This is a genomic window from Pseudomonas sp. FG35, from assembly GCF_057809295.1.
On record NZ_JBMDJR010000009.1, the window covers coordinates 145,136 to 163,382 of the forward strand.

The 18,247-nt window shown below is 61.5% G+C and carries 14 protein-coding genes; 3 read left to right on the plus strand and 11 right to left on the minus strand.

Annotated elements, in window-relative coordinates; translation table 11 throughout:
* Positions 1-65: 65 nt before the first annotated feature.
* The 5 genes from ACODTD_RS18985 to betI form a co-directional block, all read right to left on the minus strand.
* The gene (locus ACODTD_RS18985) at positions 66-1,403 is read right to left on the minus strand and encodes a TldD/PmbA family protein (protein WP_489105094.1); all 1,338 of its coding nucleotides are present in this window, start codon (positions 1,401-1,403) and stop codon (positions 66-68) included.
* On the minus strand, positions 1,403-2,845 hold the full coding sequence (locus ACODTD_RS18990; RefSeq protein ID WP_285354364.1) for a TldD/PmbA family protein: 1,443 nt from the start codon (positions 2,843-2,845) through the stop codon (positions 1,403-1,405). Before ACODTD_RS18990 ends, ACODTD_RS18985 begins: the two co-directional genes overlap by 1 nt.
* 195 nt (positions 2,846-3,040) lie before the next feature.
* The gene (gene betA / locus ACODTD_RS18995; RefSeq protein WP_011336307.1) at positions 3,041-4,744 is read right to left on the minus strand and encodes a choline dehydrogenase; all 1,704 of its coding nucleotides are present in this window, start codon (positions 4,742-4,744) and stop codon (positions 3,041-3,043) included.
* A 107-nt stretch (positions 4,745-4,851) separates the two neighbouring features.
* Positions 4,852-6,324: a betaine-aldehyde dehydrogenase gene (gene betB, locus ACODTD_RS19000; RefSeq protein WP_011336306.1), complete on the minus strand. Its 1,473-nt coding sequence runs from the start codon at positions 6,322-6,324 to the stop codon at positions 4,852-4,854.
* A gap of 108 nt (positions 6,325-6,432) precedes the next feature.
* On the minus strand, positions 6,433-7,026 hold the full coding sequence (betI, locus tag ACODTD_RS19005) for a transcriptional regulator BetI (protein WP_011336305.1): 594 nt from the start codon (positions 7,024-7,026) through the stop codon (positions 6,433-6,435).
* A 483-nt stretch (positions 7,027-7,509) separates the two neighbouring features.
* Here betI and ACODTD_RS19010 point away from each other — a divergent pair, with 483 nt between their 5' ends.
* A complete protein-coding gene (locus ACODTD_RS19010) occupies positions 7,510-9,450 on the plus strand; it encodes a BCCT family transporter (protein WP_223290698.1) in 1,941 nt (646 codons plus the stop codon).
* Positions 9,451-9,540: 90 nt separating this feature from the next.
* On the opposite strand, the gene choV is transcribed toward ACODTD_RS19010, so the two are convergent.
* The 3 genes from choV to ACODTD_RS19025 form a co-directional block, all read right to left on the minus strand.
* Positions 9,541-10,719 (minus strand): choline ABC transporter ATP-binding protein, encoded by a 1,179-nt coding sequence (gene choV / locus ACODTD_RS19015; protein WP_011336304.1) that lies wholly within the window; start codon positions 10,717-10,719, stop codon positions 9,541-9,543.
* Positions 10,716-11,561, minus strand: coding sequence for a choline ABC transporter permease subunit (choW, locus tag ACODTD_RS19020; RefSeq protein ID WP_039767993.1), 846 nt, complete (start codon positions 11,559-11,561; stop codon positions 10,716-10,718). The genes choV and choW overlap by 4 nt, the downstream gene beginning before the upstream one ends.
* 67 nt (positions 11,562-11,628) lie before the next feature.
* Entirely contained in the window at positions 11,629-12,576 is a 948-nt protein-coding gene (locus ACODTD_RS19025; RefSeq protein ID WP_011336302.1) for a choline ABC transporter substrate-binding protein, read from the minus strand.
* A gap of 434 nt (positions 12,577-13,010) precedes the next feature.
* On the opposite strand from ACODTD_RS19025, the gene ACODTD_RS19030 reads away from it, so the two are divergent.
* Positions 13,011-14,387: an L-serine ammonia-lyase gene (locus tag ACODTD_RS19030; RefSeq protein WP_007959754.1), complete on the plus strand. Its 1,377-nt coding sequence runs from the start codon at positions 13,011-13,013 to the stop codon at positions 14,385-14,387.
* A gap of 445 nt (positions 14,388-14,832) precedes the next feature.
* Positions 14,833-15,936, plus strand: a complete 1,104-nt coding sequence (gene gbdR / locus ACODTD_RS19035; protein WP_011336300.1) for a choline metabolism transcriptional regulator GbdR — start codon at positions 14,833-14,835, stop codon at positions 15,934-15,936.
* Positions 15,937-16,011: 75 nt separating this feature from the next.
* Here the strand turns inward: gbdR and ACODTD_RS19040 are convergent, their stop codons facing one another.
* From ACODTD_RS19040 to ACODTD_RS19050, 3 genes are all read right to left on the minus strand, one after another.
* The gene (locus ACODTD_RS19040; RefSeq protein WP_007959758.1) at positions 16,012-16,272 is read right to left on the minus strand and encodes a hypothetical protein; all 261 of its coding nucleotides are present in this window, start codon (positions 16,270-16,272) and stop codon (positions 16,012-16,014) included.
* A gap of 273 nt (positions 16,273-16,545) precedes the next feature.
* Positions 16,546-17,709, minus strand: a complete 1,164-nt coding sequence (locus ACODTD_RS19045) for a gamma-butyrobetaine dioxygenase (protein WP_201817872.1) — start codon at positions 17,707-17,709, stop codon at positions 16,546-16,548.
* 24 nt (positions 17,710-17,733) lie between these two features.
* Positions 17,734-18,210: a thioesterase family protein gene (locus tag ACODTD_RS19050; protein ID WP_064380221.1), complete on the minus strand. Its 477-nt coding sequence runs from the start codon at positions 18,208-18,210 to the stop codon at positions 17,734-17,736.
* Positions 18,211-18,247 lie beyond the last annotated feature (37 nt).

Sequence of the window (18,247 nt, forward strand, 5' to 3'; positions counted from 1 at the left end):
AAAGTGACGCGGAGCGTCACGGGATGCATTCCCACGCAGAGCGTGGGAACGATCAGGTCCGGGATTTACAGGGTCAGGGTCAATCGGCTCACCAGCGCCCCCGGCAACAACGCCGACGAGGTATTGCGCTGGCTATAGGTGCTCGCCGACAGCAGCAGCTCGCGCTCGGCGGTCAACGCTTCCAGCTGCGAACCCAGCAGGCTGTAGGCGCTGTCGTCGAAACGCATGGTGCTGACCGGCGCCTGAATCTCGCCGTTCTCGACCCAGAAGGTGGCAAACCGGGTCATCCCGGTCAGGCGCGCCGCCGGTTGATCGGAGAAGTTCAGGTACCACAGGTTGCTGATATACAGCCCGGTGCCCAACTGCTTGAGGATCTCGGCCTGGGGTAGGTCACCTGCGCCCATGTTCAGCGCGCTCGGCGATTCGCCACCGCCGGCACCGTTGGCCGTCAGACCGTACTCGGCGGCACTGCGCGAACCCACCAACTGGTCACCTGCTTTGCCTTCGATGATCAGCCGCAGATCGCTGCGCGGGTAACCTTCGCCGGAGAACGCCGGGCTCAGCGATTCGCTGACTTTCTCGTCGAGGGACACCAGCGGGCTGAACGCCTGATCGCCGGCATACAGCTTCTGCAACGGGCTGCTCTTGCTGGCAATCGACTGCGCCGAGAAACCACCCCAGCACAGCATGCCCATGATTTCTTCCAGGGCTGCCGGCGCCAGGTAGGCGCGGTATTGGCCGGGCGGCAGGGTGCGCAGCGGCCGCCCCAGAAATTCGAGTTGCTCGCGGGCCTGCTGGATGCGTCTGGCGAAGTCTTCGCTGTTCCAGTCATGCCCGGCGTAGCTGGCTTTCACCGCTTCGCCGTTCTCGTGGAACAGGCTGAAATCGAAGTTGAAGCTGTTGGCCTGATGCCAGCCGAACGCGCCGGAAGAGCTGGCAAAACCACGGCTGATCGGCCCGGCGGCATAGAAGCCGACCAGATCCAGGCCTTCGGCAGCATTAGCGATTTCCGCCACCACCTGCTCGGTGTCCGGCAGCGGATGTTCCTGCACGTTCTTGCTCTGCCAGCCGTTGTGGTTGAGCAACAGGTACGGATCCTGCGGCAGCAGCGGCAGGGTTTCGCGCAGTTGTTGCAAGCCTTCGGCAAGACGTTGCAGGTCGGTGGCCTGCTCGCCGGACAGGGTGATGTGCAGGTCGGCATGGCGACCGTCGTCGATCAGTTTCAGACCGATACCGGCTTGCTGAACTTGCCCGGCCTGACGCACCTTGGCGTGGTTGAAACGGACGAAGGCCGACGATTCGGCGTCGTAACTCAGGGTGAACTGTTCCGGCTCGCGCACGGCATCGCGCAGCCAGTTGACCAGCACCTTGAACGCCTCGGACGGGTTCTTGGAAATACTCATCAGGCGTCTCCCCCAAACACATCAACATTGCTGAACACGCAGGCCGGCGACGCATGGCCGACGCGGATCACCTGGTTCGGTTCGCCCTTGCCGCAGTTCGGCGTGCCCAGCACCTGGGTGGTGCCGGCGTTGCCGACGGCGCGCAGGCTCTTCCAGAAGTGCGCGGAAATGCCCCGGTAGTTCGGGTTTTTCACCACGCCCTTGAGTTCGCCGTTCTCGATCAACTGGCCCCATTCGCAGCCGAACTGGAATTTGTTGCGCGCATCGTCGATCGACCACGAACGGTTGGTGCTCATCAGGATGCCGTTTTCGATGCCGCCGATCAGCTGATCAAGCGGCTGGTCGCCCGGCTCGATGTTAAGGTTGGCCATGCGATCGATCGGTGGGCGGTTCCAGCCACAGGCGCGGCTGTTGGCGACGCCGTCCAGACCCGCGCGGAACTGCGACAGTGCGCCGCCCAACGGACGGACCAGCAGGCCTTCGTGAATCAAAAACTGCTTGCTGGTCTTGGAACCGTCGTCATCGTGACCGTAACTCGCCAGTTCTTCGGGAATGCCCGGATCGAACGTCACGTTGAGCAGTTTCGAGCCGTATTGCAGGCTGCCGAAATCCGAGGCTTTGACGAAACTGGTGCCGGCGTAATTGCGCTCGTCGCCGAGAATCCGGTCGAGTTCCAGCGGGTGGCCGATGGATTCGTGGATCTGCAGCATCATCTGGTCGGGCATCAGCAGCAAATCGCGCGGGCCTTGCGGGGTGTTCGGCGCGAGCAGCAGTTGCAGCGCCTGATCGGCGACTTGTGGGCCGGCACCGATCAGGCCGCAACGGCTGATCACGTCGGCGCCGCCCTGCTGACCGAAGTTCTCGCGGCCGAGGCTGCGGGTCTGGCTGTCGTTGCCGTCGTAGGCGGTGACGTCCAGGCCCGGATAGACGAAGCGCTGGGCCTGGCGCAATTCAGCGCCGGCGCTGCTCAGGTAGATCTGTTCGACGTAGGTGATGCCGATGCTCACTTCCCAATTCACCAGGCGCTCATCCTTTGGCACCGAGGCGGATTCCGCGCCGAGCAGCTCGAAGCATTCGCTCAGGGACGGAAAGGGTTGTTCGAGATTGGGTGAAAAGTAGTCGGCGCGGTCGCTGGACACCGGCTGCTGGCTCAGATCGAGCAGGGCGTGGGGCTTGATCCGCCGGGCCTGCTGTTCGGCGCGCTCGAGGGCGGCTTGCAGGCCTTGTTGCGACAGGTCATTGGTCGCGGCGTAGGCTTCGACGCCGTTGACGCGCACGGTGAGCATCGCGCCTTCGTCGCGGCTCAGGCTCGGCGGCTCGGCGACGTTCTTGCGCACCGACAGGTACTGGCCGGACTCGCGTACATACCGCAGGGAAAAAAACTCGGCGCCCGTGCGCAAGGCAGCAAAGCGCTGCTTGAGCTGGGGGTGGAAATCGAACATCAGGGGAACCTCCTTGTCATGGGAGCAGCGGCGAAGCGAATTCGGCGGGGAGGGGGTGAAACGATTGGGCGAGGACTAGAGTAGGCCTGCGAGGGGGTAGGATCAAGTGAAGAGGGGGTGTAGGGGGATTTACTGCTTTGAGTAGGCTGATCGTTCCCACATTGCATGGGAACGATCACCGCCCGGTATTACAACTTACTGAGCAACAGCGCTCACATCACGCATCGCCTTGCCTTTCACTGGCGCATCGCCAGCGACGTAGTACGGCGCCTTGCTGCGCGGCAGCGGCTGACGGCCACGGATCTTGTCGGCGATTTTCTCGGCCATCATGATCGTCGGCGCGTTCAGGTTGCCGGTGGTGATGATCGGCATGATCGACGCATCGACCACACGCAGACCCTGCATGCCATGCACGCGGCCTTCGCCATCCACTACGGCCATGTCGTCGGTGCCCATCTTGCACGAGCAGGACGGGTGGAACGCGGTTTCGGCGTGCTCGCGAATGAACTTGTCCAGCTGCTCATCGGTTTGCACCTCGATGCCCGGGCTGATTTCGCGGCCACGGAAGGCGTCCAGTGCAGGCTGTTGCATGATTTCACGGGTCAGGCGGATGCCGTCGCGAAATTCCTGCCAGTCCTGCTCGGTGGCCATGTAGTTGAACAGGATGCTCGGGTGCTGGCGCGGATCCTTGGATTTGACCTGGACGCGACCGCGGCTTGGCGAACGCATGGAACCCATGTGCGCCTGGAAACCGTGCTCTTTCACACCGTTGCTGCCGTTGTAGTTAATCGCCACCGGCAGGAAGTGATACTGGATGTTCGGCCACTCGAATTCCGGACGGGTACGGATGAAACCGCCGGCTTCGAACTGGTTGCTGGCGCCAATGCCGGTGCCGTTGAACAGCCACTCGGCACCGATGGCTGGCTGGTTGTACCAGAGCAGCGACGGGTACAGCGAGACCGGTTGGGTGCAAGCGTATTGCAGGTACAGCTCAAGGTGATCCTGCAGGTTTTCGCCGACGCCCGGCAGATCGTGAACGACCGGGATGTCGAGGCTTTCCAGCAGTTTTGCCGGGCCGACGCCGGAGCGTTGCAGCAGTTGCGGCGAAGCGATCGCGCCGGAGCAGACGATGACTTCTTTGCGGGCGCGGGCTTCGACGCGCTCTTCAGCGGCGCCGACCAGGTAACGCACTCCAACGGCACGCTTGCCTTCGAACAGAACCTTGTCGGTCAGGGCGTGAGTAACGATGGTCAGGGTCGAACGCTTCTTGGCCACGTCCAGGTAACCACGGGCGGTGGAAGCACGACGGCCATTCGGCGTCACGGTGCGGTCCATCGGGCCAAAGCCTTCCTGCTGATAGCCGTTCAAGTCTTCGGTGCGCGGGTAACCGGCCTGCACGCCAGCTTCAACCATGGCGTGGAACAGCGGGTTGTTGCCCGCTTTCGGCGTGGTCACGCTGACCGGGCCGTCGCCACCGTGGTAGTCGTTCGGGCCGATGTCGCGGGTTTCCGCTTTTCGGAAATACGGCAGGCAGTCGAGGTAGGACCAGTCTTCCAGGCCTGGCAGTTTGGCCCAGCCGTCGTAGTCCATTGCGTTGCCGCGGATGTAGCACATGCCGTTGATCAGCGAGGAACCGCCGAGGCCCTTGCCGCGACCGCATTCCATCCGGCGACCGTCCATGTGTGGCTCCGGATCGGTTTCGTACGCCCAGTTGTAGCGACGACCTTGCAGCGGGAATGCCAGAGCGGCCGGCATTTGCGTACGGAAGTCGAAACGATAGTCCGGGCCGCCGGCTTCAAGCAGCAGGACGGTGACGCCTTCGTCTTCAGTCAGACGGGTCGCCAGGGTGTTACCGGCAGAGCCGGCACCGACGATGATGTAATCGAATTCTTGGGACATTGAATGCACCCTCTTTGAAGTTGGTCAGGTCAGACAGCCAGCGCTTCCCTGGTGGGAACGGGCTTGCCCGCGAAGGCGGCTTCGCGGGCAGCACACAATGGCGGGTCTTAGAACACCGAGACGTAATCGCCCAGCTCGACCTGTACCGATTTGATGCGAGTGAAGTTGTTCAGCGAGCTGATGCCGTTCTCACGGCCAACGCCCGACTGCTTGTAACCGCCAACCGGCATTTTTGCGTCGGACTCGCCCCAGGCGTTGATCCAGCAGATACCGGCTTCCAGTTGATGAATCACGCGGTGGGCGCGGTTCAGGTCGCGGGTGACGATACCGGCGGCCAGGCCGAAGTCGGTGTCGTTGGCGCGGCGGATCACTTCTTCTTCGGTTTCGTAGCTCAGGATCGCCATCACCGGGCCGAAGATTTCTTCACGGACGATAGTCATGTCGTCGGTGCAGTCGGTGAACACGGTTGGAGCCACGAACGCGCCTTTGGCGAATTCGCCGTCGGTCAGACGCTCGCCACCGCACAGAACGCGGGCGCCTTCTTCTTTACCCTTGGCGATGTAGCCCAGCACGCTTTCCATGTGCGGGAAGCTGACCAGCGGGCCGAAGTTGGTGTTCTCGTCTTCCGGATTGCCAACACGGATGCGCGCAACGCGCTCGACGATCTTGGCTTCGAAAGCGGCTTTCAGGTGGCTCGGCACGAACACGCGAGTGCCGTTGGTGCAGACCTGACCGGAGCTGTAGAAGTTGGCCATCATGGCGGTGTCGGCGGCGCGATCCAGATCGGCGTCGTCGCAGATGATCAGCGGGGACTTGCCGCCCAGTTCCATGGTCACGTCTTTGAGCGACGAAGCCGAAGCGCTGGCCATGACCTTCTTGCCGGTGTCGGTGCCGCCGGTGAAAGAGATCTTCTCGATGCGCGGGTGCTCGGTCAGCCAGGTGCCGACTTCACGGCCGCTGCCGGTCAGTACGTTGAACACGCCGTTCGGAACGCCGGCTTCGGTGTAGATCTCGGCCAGTTTCAGGGTGGTCAGCGAGGTGACTTCGCTTGGCTTGAAGATCATCGCGTTACCGGCCGCCAGGGCTGGCGCGGATTTCCACAGGGCGATCTGGATCGGGTAGTTCCACGCGCCGATACCAGCGACAACGCCCAGCGGCTCGCGACGGGTGTAAACGAAGGAAGTGTCACGCAGCGGGATCTGCTCGCCTTCGATGGCGGGTACCAGGCCTGCGTAGTATTCCAGCACGTCGGCGCCGGTGACGATGTCGACGTACTTGGTTTCGGAGAAGGCTTTACCGGTGTCCAGGGTTTCCAGGGCAGCCAGTTCATCGTTGCGCTCGCGCAGGATGTCGACGGCGCGACGCAGGATGCGCGAACGCTCCATGGCGGTCATCGCGGCCCAGATTTTCTGGCCCTTTTCGGCGCTGACCACAGCACGCTCGACGTCTTCCTTGGTCGCACGTTGCACGTGTGCGAGGACTTCACCGTTAGCCGGGTTGATGGCTTCGAAGGTGGCATCGCTGCCGGCGTCGGAGTACGCGCCATCGATGTAGAGTTTTTGCAGTTCGAAACGGGCCATAGTGTCCTCGCAAGTGCATTAGTGGTTGGCGTTGGTCACCGGGTGAGCCATGTAGCTGTGGCATCGCTGGTCGGTGACAGTTCAGGGGCCGAGCGTTTTTTCTGTGCTCTAGCTCACCTGCTTGGCCAATTGGAAATCCATGTATTCGTAAGCGATCTGTTGCGCCTGCGCAGTGTCGAAAGCGTCTCCCGACAGCGCGCCGCGTAACCACAAGCCGTCGATCAGAGCTGCCAGTCCACGGGCGGCGGTGCGCGCATCTTCGAGCGGCAACACACGGCGGAACTCGCAGCACAGGTTGGAATACAGACGGTGATCGTTGATCCGCTGCAACCTGTGCAAAGACGGCTGGTGCATGCTGGTGGCCCAGAAGGCCAGCCAGGTTTTCATTGCCGGGCCATTGACCTGGCTGGCGTCGAAGTTGCCTTCGATGATCACCTGCAGATGCGCCCGGGGGCTGCTGTCTGCCAGCGCCTGACGGCGCGCGGTGACGTTCTCGCTGAGGACGCTCATCAGATACCGCATCGTGGCGGCAATCAGGCCGTTCTTGTCCTGAAAATAGTGACTGATGATGCCATTCGAGACACCGGCCAAACGGGCGATCAGCGCAATGCTGGCGTCCCCCATTCCGACCTGATCAACCGCCTGCAAAGTGGCTTCGATCAGTTGTTGGCGGCGGATGGGTTGCATACCGACCTTGGGCATCTTGCACATCTCCTTAGGCCTTCCGACGGACGACAAACGCCGATCGGATTGAGGGCCAGTCTATTTTGTTTTGATTGAACGTTCAATCAACAAAGAATAAGATCTGCGACAAATCGTCGCTGCCTACAGATTTTTCCTACGTGTAAGTGGCGATAAAACCGACATCCGAAAATGCTCGAAACCTGCGCGGGGCAAGGCGCGGTTCGACGTTCGATGGACGTGTTGAATGGGCAAGACGCTCAAGGCCAGGTTTCGGATGAACGTCCAAGCCTCGGCCACGACGGCGATTCGCGGTGCCAACTCTGCAGGTTCGGGCTTTTTTCGGGGTGTCTTTATATCACCCGCCGGTCGGCTGCCAACTAACCGATTGGTCGGGTTCCGTGTTGCCTTGTGTTCTTCTCTCGCACTGCCTGGAGCATTTGTGCCATGAGTTCTGCCTCGCTAATAAAGACCCCGCCCGAGAAGGTGACGGTCAACGGTTGGGTGTTCTACACCTCTACCGCGCTGATTCTGTTGTTGACCGCCATTCTGATCATCGCCCCGCAAGAGGCCGGCAGAATGCTGGGAGTGGCTCAGGCCTGGTTGTCCCGCAGCTTCGGCTGGTACTACATGGTGGTGATCGCCGCTTACCTGGTGTTTGTGGTGGGCTTGGCGTTTTCCTCGTACGGCAAACTCAAACTGGGTAGCAAGGACGACACCCCGGATTTCAGCTACGGCGCCTGGGCCGGGATGCTGTTCTCGTCGGGTATCGGTATTTCGCTGCTGTACTTTGGCGCCTCCGAGCCACTGGATCACTACTTCAATCCGCCGGAAGGCGCGTCGGCCACCAACATGGCGGCACGTCAGGCTGTTCAGCTGACTTTCCTGCACTGGGGCCTGCACGGCTGGGCGATCTACGCACTGGTCGGTCTGGCCGTGGCCTATTTCGCTTACCGTCATAACCAGCCGCTGGCCCTGCGTTCGGCGCTGTACCCGCTGGTGGGCGAGCGTTGGGTCAAGGGCGCTGCCGGTCATGCGGTGGACGGCTTCGGCATGTTCGTGACCCTGCTGGGTCTGGTGACCAACCTGGGGATCGGCTCGCTGCAAGTGTCCTCGGGCCTGGAAAACCTGTTCGGCATGGAACACAGCAACACCAACCTGCTGATCGTGATCATCGTGATGAGCACCGTGGCGACCATCGCTGCCGTGTCCGGCGTGGAAAACGGTATCCGTCGTCTGTCCAACCTCAACATCATCCTGTTCAGCGGCCTGCTGATTTTCGTCCTGCTGTTCGGCCCGACCCTGCATTTGCTCAACGGCTTCGTGCAGAACATCGGCGACTACCTCAACGGCGTGGTGCTGAAGACTTTCGACCTGTACGTCTATGAAGGCGACAGCGAGAAGTCCGACCGCTGGCTGGGCCTGTGGACGCTGTTCTACTGGGCCTGGTGGATTTCTTGGGCCCCATTCGTCGGCATGTTCATCGCGCGGATTTCCCGTGGTCGTACCGTGCGTGAACTGGTGGCTGGCGTGCTGCTGATTCCGCTGGGTTTCACCCTGGCGTGGCTGTCGATCTTCGGTAACTCGGCGCTGGATCTGGTGATGAACCAGGGCGCGGTGGAACTCGGCAAGACGGCGCTGGAACAGCCGTCGATGGCGATCTATCAGTTGCTGGAACACTACCCGGCGTCGAAAGTCGTGATCGGTGTTTCGATCTTCGTTGGTTTCGTGCTGTTCCTGACCCCGGCCGACTCCGGCGCGGTGATGATGGCGAACCTGTCCTGCAAGGGCGGCAACGTCGACGAAGACGCCCCGCACTGGCTGCGGATCTTCTGGTCGGTCGTGATCACTCTGGTGACCATCGGCCTGCTGTTCGCCGGTAACTTCGAAGCCATGCAGACCATGGTGGTGCTGGCCGGTCTGCCGTTCTCGGTGGTGCTGGTGTGCTTCATGTTCGGCCTGCACAAGGCGATGCGCCAGGACATGCAGATCGAACAGGAGCAGGCGCAACTGGCTGAACGCGGTCGTCGTGGTTTCAGCGAGCGCCTGACCCAGCTGGATCTGCAACCGAGCCAGTCGGTGGTTCAGCGCTTCATGGACAAACACGTCAGCCCGGCACTGGAAGATGCCGCTGCGCAAATGCGTGCACAGGGTCTGGAAGTGCAGACGCTGCTGGGCAAATCCAAGCGCTGCATGGGCGTGCGGGTCGAGATGGAAGAGGGCAACCCTTTTGTCTACGAAGTGAGCCTGGACGGCTACCTGGCGACCCCGAGCGAGTCGGTTCAGTCCGATGAAGCGCGCCAGCGTTTCTATCGCGCCGAGGTGTACCTGCACAACGGCAGCCAGGACTACGACCTGATGGGCTTCACACAGGATCAGATCACACGCGATGTGCTCGATCAGTTTGAAAGCCATCGGCAGCTCCTTGGCCGGGTCTATAGCTGAGTTGTGAAGTGATCAATCCCACGCGATGCGTGGGAATGATGAAAACAAAAACGCCGCGATCCTCTCGCGGCGTTTTTGTGTCTGCTCTCTTTACCCCAGGTTCTTGCCGAGCAACGCGTGATACAGCTCGCTGTCCCCGAGAATCCCCACCACATGGTTGTTGTCGTGCAGCACCAGTTTGTTGCCGGTCTGGTATCGGATCTGCAACGCGTCGCGCATGCCGATGTTCGAGTCCACCAGCGTCGGTTTGCGCTCCAGCCCTTCCACGGCTTGCCCCGGTGCCCAGTTCTGCAGGTTCAGCACCGAACCGTTCTGCCGCGCACCCTTGATGGTGTTGCCTTCGGCCAGGTCCAGCCACGAATCGCCGCCCGGATCCAGACATACCGAACCGTTGATGCGTTTGCAGTTGTCCAGGGTGCGCATCAGGCTGCGACCGCACAGCACGTTCAGCGGGTTGGTGTGGGCGACGAAGGTGCGCACGTAATCGTCCGCAGGATTGAGCACGATCTCTTCCGGCACGCTGTACTGGATGATCCGGCCGTCTTTCATGATCGCGATGCGGCTGCCGAGTTTCAGCGCCTCGTCGAGGTCGTGGCTCACGAACACGATGGTCTTGCTCAGCTTGCGTTGCAGTTCCAGCAGTTCATCCTGCAGGCCCTGACGGATCAGCGGGTCGAGGGCCGAGAACGGTTCGTCCATCAGCAGAATGTCGGCGTCCATCGCCAGCGCGCGGGCCAGGCCGACACGCTGCTGCATGCCGCCGGACAGCTCGTCGGGCTTCTTGTTGCGCCATTGGGTCAGGCCCACCAGTTCGAGTTTGTCATCGACCAGTTTGCGCCGTTCCTTCTCCGGACGACCCTGCATTTCCAGACCGAAACTGATGTTCTCGCGCACCGTCAGCCAGGGCATCAGGGCGAACTTCTGGAACACCATGGCGATGCGTTTGGTGCGCATCATTTTCAGCTCGGCCGGGGAGCAGGAGGCGATGTCGATCTGCTTGCCTTCATGTTCGACGAACAGCTTGCCGCGGCTCACGGTGTTGAGGCCGTTGATGCAGCGCAGCAGGCTCGACTTGCCGGAGCCGGAGAGGCCCATCAGCACGCAGATCTCGCCTTTGTTGATGTCCAGGCTGGCCTTTTCAACGCCGACGATCTGCCCGGTCTTTTTCAGGATTTCACTGCGGGTCAGGCCTTGATCGAGAAGTTTCAGTGCTTCGCGCGGATCCTTGGTGAAGATCACGTCAACGTTATCGAAGCGAATTATGCTCATGCGTCACCCCCTGCTTTGGCGTCGGGTTGTTTGCAGATACGGTCGAGCATGATCGCCAGCAGTACGATCGCCAGGCCCGCTTCGAAGCCCAGGGCGATATCAGCAGTGTTCAGTGCGTTGACCACCGGTTTGCCGAGTCCGTCGGCGCCCACCAGTGCCGCGATCACCACCATCGACAGCGACAGCATGATGCACTGGGTGATGCCGGCCGCGATGCTCGGCATGGCGTGAGGCAGTTCGATCCGTGAAAGCAGTTGGCGACGCGAGCAGCCGAAGGCCTTGCCGGCGTCCATCAGTTCTTGCGGGACATCGCGGATGCCCAGGTAGGTCAGGCGGATCGGCGCGGCGATGGCGAACACCACCGTCGAGATCAGGCCCGGCACCACGCCCAGCCCGAAGAGGGTCAGGGTAGGAATGAGGTAAACGAAGGTCGGTACGGTCTGCATCAGATCGAGTACCGGCCTCATCAAAGTGTAGAACATCGGTTTGTGCGCGGCGACGATGCCCAGCGGCACGCCGATGACCACGCAGACCAGGGTCGCGAACATGACCTGGGCGAGGGTTTCCATGGTTTCCTGCCAGTACCCCAGGTTGAGGATCAGCAGGAAGGAAGCGACCACGAACGCGGTCAGGCCCCATTTGCGTTGAATGAAGTGGGCCAGCAGGGCGATGAGGCCGATCAGCACCAGCGGGTTGAACCAGGTCAGCGCAAACGTCACGCCGTGGATCATCGTTTCCAGTGTCACGGCGATTGCGTCGAAGGTGTTGGCGCCGTGTTGCGTCAACCATTCAACGAAGCCCGCGATGTACTGGCCTAAAGGGATTTTCTGATCAATCAGCATGGTAGTGAACGTCCGCATGCAAGGAAATAAACAGCCCGGACGGGACTAGCCCGCCCGGCATAAGCGATTACTGGGCAATCTTGGCTTTCACGGCCTCCAGGCCAGGTTTACCGTCAATGGTGGTCACGCCAGCGAGCCAGGTATCGAGCACCTGTGGATTCTTTTTCAGCCAGGCCTTGGCGGCCGCGTCAGGCTTCATCTTGTCGTCCAGGATGTTGCCCATCAGTTCGCTTTCCATGTCGACGGTGAACTCCAGGTTTTTCAGCAGCTGGCCAACGTTGCTGCATTCCTCGGCGTAGCCCTTGCGGGTGTTGGTCGCCACGGTGGCGGCGCCGAAATCCGGGCCGAAGAAGTCATCGCCGCCGGTCAGGTACTGAATCTTGAAGCGCTTGTTCATCGGGTGCGGCGCCCAGCCGAGGAACACCACGGCGGTGTCGCGTTTCTGCGCGCGGTCGACCTGTGACAGCATGCCCGCTTCGCTGGACTCGACGACCTTGAAACCGGCGTCTTTCAGGCCAAAGGCGTTCTTGTCGATCATGCTCTGGATCAGGCGGTTACCGTCGTTGCCCGGTTCGATCCCGTAGATCTTGCCGTCGAGTTCTTTCTTGAATTTGGCGATGTCGGCGAAGTCGTGCAGACCCTTGTCATACAAGGCCTGCGGAACGGCGAGGGTGTACTTGGCGCCCTTGAGGTTGGTGCGCACGGTTTCCACGGTGCCGGCGTCGCGGTAGGCCTTGATGTCGTTTTCCATGGTCGGCATCCAGTTGCCAAGGAACACGTCCATGTTCTTGCCGTCGGCCAGCGACTTGTAGGTCACGGGTACGGAAATCATGGTGGTCTTGGTCTTGTAGCCGAGGGCGTTGAGCACAACGCTGGTGGTGGCGGTGGTTGCGGTGATGTCGGTCCAGCCGACATCGGAGAAGTTCACGGTACTGCACTGCGCCGGTTCTGCGGCTTGAGCCAGTAACGGCAGACTCAGCATGGCGGCCAACAACAACGACGGGGAACCTTTCATGAATGGACTCCTTGGTGTTTTTTTTGGCAGTGTTCCGATTGGACCACCGCACTTATGGGTTGCGGTTGGATGGCGTTCTGGAGACAGCTCTACCGCAGCGCCTTGCAATCGAGTCGATACGATCATGTACCAGTGAAAATCTGACGCCTACAGGGTGCGTCGTATCCAGTACAGGGATGGTCGCATCCAGTGTCAGTGACGTCGTTTACAGCTTTTTTCTGCCCTGTCTGGCCATCTGAACCGCATAAAAACGGCGAAAACACGGGCTGAAACCGGCACGGCGTTGGTGGGCATGAGTGCGTCGGTGTCAGACGCCGAACGACCCGGGAAAAGCCCGATGATGCGGGCATTCCGGCGGATCGCAGCTTGAGCGTAGCAGCTCCGCCAGCGGGCGCTTCACGCCCCGGACCGGCACTCTCAGGAGCTCTGCAGCAATGGCTATCAGCGTTTTCGACCTGTTCAAAATCGGCATTGGCCCGTCCAGTTCCCACACCGTCGGGCCCATGCGCGCCGCCGCCCTGTTCGTCGAGTCGTTGCGCGACAAACATCTACTGGAGCAGGTGCGTCGCATCGAGGTGCAGCTGTTCGGCTCGCTGTCGGCCACCGGTGTCGGTCACGGCAGCGACAACGCGGTGATCATGGGCCTGATGGGCGAGTGGCCGGACGCGATCGACCCGTCGCAGATCGGCCCGCGGATCCAGGCCCTGCGCGAAACCCACACGCTGTTGCTCGACGGTCGTTTGTCGGTGCCCTTTATATGGGGCCGCGACATGCGCCTGATCGACGAAAACCTGCCGTTTCACCCTAACGCCATGACCCTGGTTGCCGAAGGCGATCACGGCGAGCTGCATCGCGACACCTACTATTCGGTCGGCGGCGGTTTTGTGGTGGACGAGGCGCAGGCTTCCAGTGGTGTGGTGGATCTGGATCGCACCGAGTTGCCTTACGATTTTTCCAGCGCGGTGGAGTTGCTGGAGCTGTGCAAGACCCACAACCTGCGCGTGGCCGAATTGATGATGGCCAACGAAAAGGTCTGGCGCAGCGAAGAGGAAATCCGCGCCGGCCTGATGAAGCTCTGGCGGGCGATGCAGGATTGCGTCGAGCAGGGCCTCAAGCACGAAGGCATCCTGCCCGGCGGTCTCAACGTGCGCCGCCGCGCGGCGAAGTTGCACCGCAGCCTTCAGGAGTTGAACAAGCCCAACGTGATCGGCTCGACCCTCAGCGCGATGGAGTGGGTCAACCTGTTCGCCCTCGCGGTGAACGAGGAAAACGCCGCCGGCGGACGCATGGTCACGGCGCCCACCAACGGCGCGGCGGGGATCATTCCGGCGGTGCTGCACTACTTCATGAAATTCAGCGAGGCGGTGACTGACGCCAACGTGGTCGACTATTTCCTCGGGGCGGCGGCGGTGGGGATTCTGTGCAAGAAGAACGCTTCGATCTCCGGCGCCGAAGTCGGCTGTCAGGGTGAGGTCGGTTCGGCCTGTGCGATGGCGGCGGCAGGGTTGGCGGAAATCCTCGGCGCAAGCCCGGAGCAATTGTGCAACGCGGCGGAAATCGGCCTGGAACACAACCTCGGCCTGACCTGCGATCCGGTGGGTGGTCTGGTGCAAGTGCCGTGCATCGAGCGCAATGCGATTGCGGCGGTGAAGGCGATCAACGCGGCGCAGATGGCCTTGCGCGGGGACGGTCAGCACTTTATTTCGCTGGATCGGGTGATCCGCACCATGCGCGATACCGGCGCCGACATGCATGACAAATATAAAGAGACATCGCGGGGCGGGTTGGCGGTCAGCGCGGTGGAATGCTGATTCCTCAGATAACGTCGGACCAGTCAAAACTGCGCACCAAGTGAGCATGGGCAATAAAACGCGCCACCTTTTGGCGCGTCGTTATCAGATAAGAGCCTTTCCCACCTCCAGCGCCTGATTCGCAGGCGCTACCGTCCGTCACCCGTGCCTGCGGTGACACTGTAGGACAATCGCGCACAGGCCAGTTCCCACAAGTGCTACCGATTTGCTCACACGCTCCGGGGCAGGGCTTTCGCGGCCGCTGATGGCACTTCGAATTACCCTCCGGCGGAGCGCTTGTATAGACGCGTCGCGACGTCGTTTTCAGGAGTTATTGAACAGCCATTCAATTTTAGGCATGGCAATTGCTCTGTCATAACAAAGCCCGTCTCACGCAAGAGAACGATGGCAATAACAAGAGCCTCCGCCTGAGGCCATCACCCGCTTTGTGTGAGGAGATACCGCGATGACGTCGTTCAACTCCGGGGCTCAACCCCAGAACCGTGCGCCTCAATCCATCGGCTTTCTGCTGCTGGACAATTTCACGCTGATTTCCCTGGCTTCCGCAGTCGAACCCCTGCGCATGGCCAACCAGTTGTCCGGTCGCGAGCTGTATCGCTGGACCACCCTCACCGTTGATGGCGGCCAGGTCTGGGCCAGTGACGGTCTGCAGATCACCCCCGACGCCTCCATGCACAAAGCCCCGGCCCTCGACACCGTCATCGTGTGCGGCGGGATCGGCATTCAGCGCACTGTTACCCGTGAACACGTCTCGTGGCTGCAAAGCCAGGCGCGTCAGTCACGCCGCCTCGGTGCCGTGTGCACCGGCAGTTGGGCCCTGGCCTGCGCCGGCCTGCTCGACGGCTTCGATTGCAGCGTGCACTGGGAATGTCTGGCGGCGATGCAGGAAGCTTTCCCGCGTGTTGCGATGAGCACCCGCCTGTTTACCCTCGACCGTAACCGTTTCACCAGCTCCGGCGGCACCGCGCCGCTGGACATGATGCTGCACCTGATCAGCCGCGATCACGGCCGTGAACTGTCCGCCGCGATCTCGGAAATGTTCGTCTACGAACGCATCCGCAACGAGCAGGATCACCAGCGTGTCCCGCTCAAGCACATGCTCGGCACCAACCAGCCGAAACTGCAGGAAATCGTTGCGCTGATGGAAGCCAACCTGGAAGAGCCGATCGACCTCGACGAACTGGCGGTGTACGTCGCCGTGTCCCGTCGCCAGCTCGAGCGCCTGTTCCAGAAATACCTGCACTGCTCGCCGTCGCGCTACTACCTCAAGCTGCGCCTGATCCGTGCGCGGCAACTGCTCAAGCAGACGCCGATGTCGATCATCGAAGTGGCGTCGGTCTGCGGCTTCGTGTCGACACCGCACTTCTCCAAGTGCTACCGCGAATACTTCGGCATTCCGCCGCGTGACGAGCGCGTCGGCTCCAACACCACCCAGCAGGTGGCGATGATGCCGCTGCCGCAGGCCATCGTGATGTCGCCGCTGTCCGGGCCGATGTCGGCGCTGAGCCAGGCACGCAACGAGTCGACCTTCGCCAGCGTGCGCCTCTAAAACGAAAGATCGCAGCCTGCGACAGCGCCTTCAGGAAAGGCACTGTCGCAGGCTGCGATCTTTTTTTGTCAGGTTTCAGGCGCGGGTTTGCTGATACTGCGCCAGGGCCGGCAGCAACTGCTTGTCGATGGCTTCGCGCACGGTCGGCTGAATGCTCGCGCTGCTGGTGTACATTTGCTTGACCATGGTGCGCAGCGTGTTGGCCCGCACATCATCCAGACCCCGCACCGCGCACTCGCAGGCCTGCTGGGCGGTGGAGCCCGACGGTACTTCGAATCCCAACGACTTGAGCTGGCCCAACAGGTCTTCCTGATCGATCAAATCGGCATACATCATGACGCGAATCCTTCTTCGGCAACGGAGGTCGTGGCTCGATTCTGGTAGGCCTGCCCAGGCACGGCAAGGGCGATTTGTCGCAGTGGCCGCGACAACTATGAACAGGTCGTTTTCGGCTAACTTGCCGTCAAGGGGAGTGGGCACACTGGCCTCAGCTTGCTTCACGAAGGTTTGGTCACCCTCGCCACGGCAGCTCCTCAACAGTACCCTCGCCCCGATCCTGTCACGGCTTGTATCGGGGCTTTTTTTGCCTGCGAATTACGATGATGCGGTCTAGCGCTGCAACACCAGAATCCGCGACAACAATTCATCCCGATCGATGTAGCAGCCCTGAAAATGTCGGGCCCCGGTGGCCGGGTCGAAGGCGTTGCGCGCGTGCAAAGTGCGGCGGTTGTCGAAGCACCACAGCTCGCCCGGATTGAGCCGCTGCATGACCCGAAAACGTGGCTCGCGGGTCATGGCGATGAAGCGCCGATAAGCGCGATACAGCAGGGGCATTTGCTCCACGGACGTGTCGAACGCCCCGCGCAAGAAGTTGGCCATGCGGATTTCTGCGACCCGACCCAACGCGTCCAGGGCGATGACCGGCGCGAGGCAGCGATAGTCGCTGTGGCGGTCCTTGTTGCGAAACTCCACCGGGATTTCGCACAGCGCCTGAAACGACGCGGGATCTTCCTGACGCAGCGTTTCGGCAATCGCAAAACCGTCGACGAAAATGCTCTCGCCACCCTCGGCGTCGTTCACCAGACAATGCAGAAATTGCAGCCCCGGTTGCAGCTCGCGGGTCGGCAGGTCGGTGTGCAATGGCAGGTTGAAAGCGGTGTAGGCGTTGCTGTCGGCGTCCGCCTTGGATTGCACGTTGAACAGCACGCCGAAGTTGCTCTCGCGGATGAACGAAATGCGCTGGGCGATCAGCTTCAGTGAGCCGGGTTCGGTGGGCACGCCGCGCACCTGGGTCAGGCCGATATCGCGTACCGCCAGCAACCATTGCAGCAGTGCGGCGTTGTCGTTCATCAGGGCTGCATAGTCGAACACCGGCAACTGCAAATCGCTGCGCCACAGGAAGGGTTCAGGTTTGGCGGCGAGGCGTTCGGCACGGGATTCGTCGTCATAGGCGTGGGCGCGCAACCAGCCGGCATCGAAGCGGCTGAGGTGGCCGTCCTGCCAGTCGATGCGCAGACAACCATCGGTGTCGATGTGCACGGCGGAGGGCGACAGATCCTGTGCCGCGTCGACGATCTCGAACACCTGCTCGCGGGTGACGCTGTAGACGCATTGCGGACACGGACAGTTGTCGCGCAACCACACGTGGTGGAACGGGCTGACACGCCCGTCAGCCCATTCAATCAGGACGCGATCCGCCAGGTTCTGCACGCCGTTCAGCGCGCTGATCAACGGATAAGTACGGAAATCGGCAACTGCAGCGGCGGTTTGCATGGCGGCTCCTTGTGAGGGATGGATTTACCGGGCTGGGGGCAGGGCGATGACCCGGCCGATGTAAGCGGGAGCGGGCAGATCGGCCTGCTCGGCGACGATGGCTTGCAGACGGCCCAGGGTGTCCGGGGTAAACGGTGCGGAACGCGGCCCGGCGAGGTCGACGTGCAGCAGCATCTGTTCGTTGCCGGCCAGCTCCTTGTCACCGCCGGCCAGGTGCAGGCTGTGATAGAGGTGCAGGCGTTTCTGGTCGTGGCCGATGATCTGCGTGCGCACTTCGACCTCGGCATCGAGCTTCACTTCGTGCAGGTAGTTGAGGTGCAGTTCGAGGGTGAACAGCGAGTGGCCGCTGGCTTCGCGGTTGTTGCTGTCCATGCCGAGGCGATCCATCAGGGCGTCGGTGGCGTAGCTGAAAATCAGCAGATAAAAGGCGTCGCGCAGGTGGCCGTTGTAGTCGACCCAGTCCGGGATGATGCGGGTTTGGTAGGTGGTGAGGGTGGGCATGTTTATCTCCAGACACGAGCGTTCCCACGCTTTGCGT